The 7,096-nt window shown below is 75.7% G+C and carries 8 protein-coding genes; all 8 read right to left on the reverse strand.

Annotation, left to right across the window (positions count from 1 at the left end):
• The coding region (locus VFZ20_RS05975) for a nicotinate-nucleotide--dimethylbenzimidazole phosphoribosyltransferase (protein WP_329682927.1) at positions 1–756 on the reverse strand (756 nt) is incomplete at its 3' end.
• A 5-nt stretch (positions 757–761) separates the two neighbouring features.
• Positions 762–1,415, reverse strand: coding sequence for a histidine phosphatase family protein (locus VFZ20_RS05980; RefSeq protein ID WP_329682928.1), 654 nt, complete (start codon positions 1,413–1,415; stop codon positions 762–764).
• Positions 1,412–1,960 (reverse strand): bifunctional adenosylcobinamide kinase/adenosylcobinamide-phosphate guanylyltransferase, encoded by a 549-nt coding sequence (gene cobU, locus VFZ20_RS05985; RefSeq protein WP_329682929.1) that lies wholly within the window; start codon positions 1,958–1,960, stop codon positions 1,412–1,414. Before cobU ends, VFZ20_RS05980 begins: the two co-directional genes overlap by 4 nt.
• Positions 1,951–3,405, reverse strand: a complete 1,455-nt coding sequence (locus VFZ20_RS05990) for a cobyric acid synthase (protein ID WP_329682934.1) — start codon at positions 3,403–3,405, stop codon at positions 1,951–1,953. Before VFZ20_RS05990 ends, cobU begins: the two co-directional genes overlap by 10 nt.
• Positions 3,406–3,608: 203 nt before the next feature.
• Complete coding sequence (cobO, locus tag VFZ20_RS05995) at positions 3,609–4,250, reverse strand: cob(I)yrinic acid a,c-diamide adenosyltransferase (protein WP_329682930.1); 642 nt, start codon at positions 4,248–4,250, stop codon at positions 3,609–3,611.
• A complete protein-coding gene (locus tag VFZ20_RS06000) occupies positions 4,247–5,338 on the reverse strand; it encodes a histidinol-phosphate transaminase (protein WP_329682931.1) in 1,092 nt (363 codons plus the stop codon). The genes cobO and VFZ20_RS06000 overlap by 4 nt, the downstream gene beginning before the upstream one ends.
• A complete protein-coding gene (gene cbiB, locus VFZ20_RS06005) occupies positions 5,335–6,231 on the reverse strand; it encodes an adenosylcobinamide-phosphate synthase CbiB (protein ID WP_329682932.1) in 897 nt (298 codons plus the stop codon). Before cbiB ends, VFZ20_RS06000 begins: the two co-directional genes overlap by 4 nt.
• A partial coding sequence (locus VFZ20_RS06010; RefSeq protein ID WP_329682933.1) for a TonB-dependent receptor domain-containing protein occupies positions 6,225–7,096 on the reverse strand: 872 nt, incomplete at its 5' end. The genes cbiB and VFZ20_RS06010, both read right to left, overlap by 7 nt.

The raw sequence follows: 7,096 nt of genomic DNA on the forward strand, positions 1-7,096 counted from the left end.
CCGCGCCGCGCCCGCGATGGCGGCGATCTCGAACCCGCCCAGGGCGGTCAGGGCGGCGCGCGGATCTGCGAGCACATCCGCGTGCAGCGCGAGCGCGCGGGCCACGACGGCCTGCTTGCGGCGGACGCCGTCGTCGTCCACGCCCGTGCCGCGCCCGACGGTCAGCTGTGGCGGGGCGCCGGTGAGGGCGGAAAGGAGCGCCGCGGCGGAGGTCGTGTTCGCGATCCCCATCTCGCCCAGCCCCACGGCGCGTACGCCGTCCGCGGCCGCGCGGCGAACTGCGTCGGCGCCGATCCGCATCGCGAGATCCGCCTCGTCCGCCGTCATGGCAGGCTCCACGGCCAGGTTCCGCGTGCCGGCGCGGACGGGCGCGTGCACGATGCCCGGCACGTCGCGCAGGTCCGCCGCCACGCCCGTGTCCACCACCTCCACGTCCAGCCCGGCCGCGCGCGCCAGCACGTTCACGGCCGCGCCGCCGCGCGCGAAGTTGCGCACCATCTCGCCCGTCACCACCTGCGGATACGCGCTCACGCCCTCCGCCGCCACGCCGTGGTCCGCCGCGAAGACGACGATGCGCCCGCGCTCCACCTCCGGCGCCGTCGTCCCCTGCAGCGCGGCCAGGCGAACGGCCAGCGCCTCCAGCACGCCCAGCGAGCCCAGCGGCTTGGTCTTCTCGTCCATGGCGCGGCGCGCGGCGGCCTCCACCGTGTCGTGGTCCGTGCCGGAAAGGAGCGGATGGGTCTCGGTCGATGTCACTGCGGTCAACCCCGGTGGATGTGGATCGATGTCGATGCCATGCCGATCGCGCGTTTGGCGTCAGCCCCGGCCCGCGCGGCACCGGGCGGATCGGCATCGGGCGGATGGATGTCGAGGACGCGGACGGTGGCGTTCGGCTGCGCGTCGTCCCAGAAGCGCGCGCGGTCGATGCCGCCGAAGTGCATCTCCAGCACGCGGTTGACGTGGCCGTGCGCGCTGACGAGCACGCATCCGCCCGGGTGCGCCGCGGCGATGGCGCGGACGGCGGGCACGGCGCGGCGCGACACCTCCTCCAGCGACTCGCCACCGGGAAAGCGCACCTCCCAGGGCCGATCGCGCCACGCGCGGTCCAGCCCCGAGCGGGCGCGGGCCGCGACGCCCCAGCCCTGCCGCAGCCCGTAGCAAAGCTCCCGCAGCGCGGGGACGACCGTCGGCGCCAGCGCGCGCCCGGCGAGCACGCGGTCCGCCGTCTCCCGCGCGCGCCGCAGCGGCGACGTGTACGCCGCGTCGAAGGGGACAGGGGCGAGCGCCTCGCGCAACGCATCGGCCTGGCGGCGGCCGCGCGGGCTCAGCGGCACGTCCATCGTGCCCTGCCACAGGTTGTGCGCGTTCCACGCGGTCTCGCCGTGGCGGACGAGGTACAGGCGAACAGTGCTCACGTGAGCGGAACGCTGCCCTTTACGGCCATGGGGATGCCGCTGACGACGAGCACCACGTCCCGCGCGGCCGCGGCGATCCGCTGGTTGGCCACGCCGAGCGCGTCGCGGTACCAGCGTCCCAGCGCGTGCGCCGGCACCACGCCGAATCCCACCTCGTTCGTCACGACCAGCAGCAGCCCGTCGCGCGACGCGGCGGCGGCCAGCAAGGCGTCCGTCTCCGCGCGGACGGCGGCGTGCGCGGCCTCCTCGCCGTCGTCCGCGGCCGCGAGCAGCGCGTTTGACGCCAGCAGCGTCAGGCAGTCCAGCATCACCACGTCCGTCCGCGCCGCTCGGATGGCGCCACCGACGGCGGACTGTGCTTCCACCGTCGTCCAGCCGGCGGGGCGGTCCGCGCGGTGGCGGCGGATGCGCGTCTCCATCTCCTCGTCTCCCGCCACCGCCGTGGCGACGTAGGTCACGTCCGCGCCGCCGGCGCGCAGGGCGGCGGCCTCGGCCAGGCGGCTCTTGCCGCTGCGCGCGCCGCCCGTGAAAAGAATCAGCTCCACAGGTGCTCCCGTCCGATCATCGCCGCGATCCGCGGCATGTCCATGTTCTCTTCCACGTGGTCCGCCACGCGGTCGATCTCCCGCTCCACCCGCGCCTCCCACCCCTCCACGCTGCCGCCGGCCCGCAGCGTCTGCAGCCACGCGCGGCGCAGCCCGTCGTTGCCGAACACGCTATGCAGGTACGTCCCCCACGCGGTGCCCGCCGCCGCGCCCAGCGCCTCGCCGCCGGCGGCGATCCACGCTTGGTCGCCGTCGCCGAGGGTCGTGCGGCCGTGGTGGATCTCGTATCCGCCCAGCGCCGACCCCGCCAGCGCGCTGAACGGGCCATGGGCGGCCACGACGGCGTCCGCGCGAACGCGCGTCGTCTTGCCGCGCTCCAGCACGGTCGATCCCGCCAGCAGGCCCAGCCCCGCGCATTCGCCGCCGTCCTCGATCCCGTGCGGATCGGCTACGCGCGCGCCCAGCACCTGGTATCCGCCGCAGAGGCCCACGACGGGCGTGCCCGCCGCGGCGCGGGCGCGGATGGCGGCCGCGAGCCCGGACTCCCACAGCCAGCGCAGGTCCGCCAGCGTGTTGCGCGTGCCGGGGATGACGATGGCCGCGGCGCCTTCGATCCCTTGGGGCCGGTCCACCCAGCGCACGCTCACGCCGGGCTCGGCCGCGAGCGGATCCAGGTCGTCGAAGTTGGCCAGGTGCGGCAGGCGGATGGCGGCAATGGGAAGCCCCTCGCCCCCGCCGGCCTCCAGCCCGAACGCGTCCTCCTCCGGCAGGCGATGGCGCGTGTACGGCACCACGCCCACCGTCGGCACGCCCGTGCGCGCCTCCAGGTCCGCTGGCGCGGGGGCCAGCAGGCGGGCGTCGCCGCGGAAGCGGTTGAGGACGAAGCCGCGGATGAGCCCGCGGTCCGCCTCGTCCAGCAGCGCCCACGTGCCGTACAGCGATGCGAACGCGCCACCGCGGTCGATGTCCGCCGCCAGCAGCACGGCGGCGTCCGCGTGCCGCGCGACGGCCATGTTGACGATGTCGGTGGCCCGCAGGTTGGTCTCCGCAGGGCTTCCCGCGCCCTCCGCGATGACGAGGTCGGCGTCCGCGCGGAGCTCCGCCAGGGCGTCGGTGACGGCGGGCCACAGGCGCTCGCGGCGCGCGTGCCAGTGCAGGGCGCTCAGTTCCGGCCGGCTGCGGCCCATCAGCACGACGTCGGAGCGCGTGTCGGCCACGGGCTTGAGCAGCACGGGGTTCATCCGCACGTCCGGCGCGACCCCGGCGGCGCGCGCCTGCAGCGCCTGCGCCCGGCCCATCTCGCCGCCGTCCGCCGTCACGGCCGCGTTGTTGGACATGTTCTGCGCCTTGAACGGCAGCACGCGCACGCCCCGCCGCGCGAAGACGCGGCACAGAGCAGCCGTCAGGAACGACTTGCCCACGCCGGACGCCGTGCCCTGGACCATCAGCACGGGCGCCGGCTTTCGCGGCGCGGCGGCAGAGGACAGGGATCGGGCAGATGGGCGCCGAACGCGATCGGCATCCGCGGATGCATCATCCGCCGTCCACCGCTCCTCATCCGCCACGTGCGGCCGATCGGAGTCGTCCCTCGACGGAGCCGCGTCCGCCGATCCGTCTCCCGCCATCGCGCGGACGCCGTCGTCCGGCGTCACAGCTCGATCCCGGGCTGCGCGCCGATCCCCTGCTCTCGATAGGGGTGCTTGATCAGCCGCATCTCCGTCACCAGGTCCGCCGCGGCGATGAGCGCGTCGGACGCGGATCGGCCCGTCATCACCACGTGCGTGCCGACGGGGCGCGCGCGGACGGCGGCCAGCACCTCGTCCGTTTCCAGCCAGCCGTAGTTGAGCGCGTACGTGATCTCGTCGAAGATCAGCACGTCGTACTCGCCGCTCTCCAGCGCCGCGCGGCAGACGTCCCAGCCGCGCCGGGCCAGGGCGCGGTCCTCATCCAGGTTGTCGCTCAGCCAGGTGAAGCCGTCGCCCAGGGGCATGATCTCCACGCCCAGCCTGGACGCCGCGAAGTGCTCTCCGTACGGGTTCTCGGCGCTCTTGATGAACTGCCACATCCCCACGCGCATCCCGCGTCCGGCGGCGCGCATGAGCATGCCCAGGGCGGCCGTGCTCTTTCCCTTGCCGTCACCTGTGTGGACGATGAGCAGCCCGTGGCGGCTTTCGCGCGGCGGGACGCGGTACTTGCCGGGCCGCTTGCGCTTGGGGACGGGCGCCTTGCGTCCGTTGGCCGGCGCTGGCGCTTCAGGAGCGATGCTGGGGTCGGTGCGTCGGCTGGTCATGGGGCGGATCGGGGTTGGAGGACGGGCGGAAGGGCCGCCAGGAGCGCGTCGTTCTCCGCCGGGGTGCGGGCGGCGATGCGGACGTGGCGTGGCAGGCCAAAGCTGGCGCACGGCCGCACGGCGATGCCCGTCCGCCGCAGCGCCGACGTCCACGTGCGGCCGTCGCCCACGTCCGCCAGCAGGTAGTGCGTGTCGCTGGGGACCGTCGCGATGCCGGCGGCATCCAGGGTGGCCGCGATGCGCATCCGCTCCGCGCGCAGGCGGGGCAGGGTGGCCGCGAGGTGCGCGTCGCCCGCCGCGGAGAGGGCGGCGCCGGCGGCGGCCTGCGCCGGGGTCGAGGCGGACCACGGCGTCCGCACGCGCTCCAGCCGCTCGATGAGCGGCGCCGGGCCGATGGCGAAGCCCGCGCGGAGCCCCGCCAGCGCGTGGTCCTTGGTGAGCGAGCGAATGACGAGCACGGCGGGGTGGTCGCCCAGGGTCGGTGTCCCCAACGGAGCGGACAGGAAGGCGTCGTAGCTCTGGTCCAGCACCAGCCGCGCGCCGGCGTCCGCGCACGCGTCCGCCACCCGCGCCAGCGCATCCGCCGTGTACGCGCGCCCCGCCGGACTGGACGGCGCGGCGAGAAAGACGACGCGCGGGCGAACGCGGCGGATGGCATCCACCACCTCGTCCGCCTCCGGCGCGAAGGGATCGGCGCCGCGGATTTCGGTCACGCGCGCGCCGCAGAGAGCGGCCGCCCGCGCGTACTCGCCGAACGCGGGCGCGGCGACCAGCGCCACGTCGTTCGCGCGGAGCAGGGCGCAGGCGGCCGCCGCGATCAGCTCCGCCGCCCCCGCGCCGAAGGAGACACGGTCGACCGCGACGTCCCAGTACGCGGCAGCGGCCTCGCGCGGGGCAAGCGCGCGGGGATCCGGGTACGCGTCGATGGGCGCGCGGCGCACGGCTTCGGCCACCGCGGGCGCGGGTCCGTACGCGTTGACGCACGTGCTGAAGTCCATGCGGACGGGCTGAGCCGCGTCGCGCACGCCGTCCGGTCCCCCATGCTCCGCCAGTTCCAGGGACTCCGCCGGCTCCACGTCCGCTCTCATGCCGCCTCCGCCAGCAGCAGCGCGAGGGCGGATGCCACGCCCACCAGCCGCCGCGCGCGGCGCAGGTCGTCAACCGTCGCGGGCGCGCCGTCCGCATTCAGCACGTAGACGCCGCGCTTTTCCAGCCGCACGCCCAGCGCGCCCGCGGCGGCGGACATCGGCCATCCGCCGTTGGGGCTGGGCGTCCGCCCCGCGTCGCGCAACGCGGCCCGCGCCGCTCCTTTCGCATCCGCCCCCACGCACGTCGCCGCGAGGACGATGCAGAGCGCGGACAGGCGCGCGGGGAGCCAGTTGGCGGCGTCGTCCGCGCGGGCGGCGGCCTTGCCGAACCATTCCAGCTCCGGCGTGCGGTACCCGAGGACGGCGTCCGCCGTGTTCAGCCAGCGGTGCAGGTACGCGCCGGGGAGCCCCGCCACGCGGAACGCCAGCAACGGCGCCACGACAGCGTCGCACAGGTTCTCCGCCAGCGACGCGATGGCGGCGCCCGCCACCTCCGACGCGGAAAGCGCGGACGTGTCGCGCGACACCAGGTGCCACGCGAGCAGCCGCCGCGCCTCTTCCAGGTTCCCGTTCCGCAGCGCCGTTTCGACGGACGCGCCGGCGTCCAGCAGAGCCCTTGGCGCCAGGGCCGGCTTGAGCACGGCGCCGCGCGCGAGCTGCCGGCCGGGGACGCGCGCCAGGGCACGCTCCGCGAGCGCGCCCGCGCCCCACGCCGCCGCGCCGCCCGCCGCCACGAGCGCCGCGCCCGCGAGCAGCGCCGTCCGCGGTGGCAGACCCGCGCCCGCTCGCCGGCCGGCGCGGAGGGCCTGGCCCATCCACACGACGGGGTGCAGGGCGGACGGCGGCTCGCCGAACGCGCCGTCCAGCACCAATGCCGCCAGCGCGGCTACCACTCGACGCCCACGCCCAGCCGCACGGCCCGGCCCGGCAGGTCGTAGCCGCGCTTCTCGTAGACGTGCTCGTCCGTTAGGTTGCTCACCTGCAGGCGAATCTCCGTTCCCGCTGCCACGCGGACGCCCGCGACGAAGTCTGCCACGAGCTGGGCCGGATACAGCACGTCCGCCACGCGCGCCGACTCGCGGAAATCCTGGTCGATGCGCTCTCCCACGTACCGCGCCGAGAGCCGCGCGGACACGCGCCGCGGGTCGTCCCACTCCACGCCCCCCGTCACCGTCGCGCGGGCCACGTTGCGGATGCGCACCGTCGTGTCGCGGCCGAACACCAGCGCGCCCAGCACCTCCTCCGGGCGAAAGTCCGTGCGCCCGGCGAACCTGGCCGCATCCACCGAAGCGCTCGTCACCGTCTCCTCCGCCGCCAAGATGCGTGTCCCCGCCGCGAACAGGCGCAGCGAGCGGCGCCAGCCCATCCGCGCGCCCAGGTCCCACGAGGCCTGCCATTCGATCCCGCGCATCTCCACGCGCGCCGCGTTCACGTTGCTGCTGACCGAGCCGATGGCGACACCCTCGGCCGTACGGGGCCGCGCGGCGGACGGGAACGACGCGCGCACGCTGGTGATGCGGTCGCGCACGCGCGTGGCGAAGAACGTCACGTCCGCGCGGACGCCGGCGCGCGACCGCTCGATCCCGACGCCCGCGTCCCACGTGAACGAGCGCTCGGGGTCCACGCCCGGGTTGCCCGTCGTCACACTCGCCACCCCGTTGGTGACAGTGACGGCGCGCCCCGCGCGGGCGAACGCGTTCGGCGCCACGAACGCCGTGCCGCCGCTCCCATGGAGCCGCGTGCCGCGGCCGACGAGCA

The organism is Longimicrobium sp. (assembly GCF_036280135.1).
GTDB lineage: Bacteria > Gemmatimonadota > Gemmatimonadetes > Longimicrobiales > Longimicrobiaceae > Longimicrobium.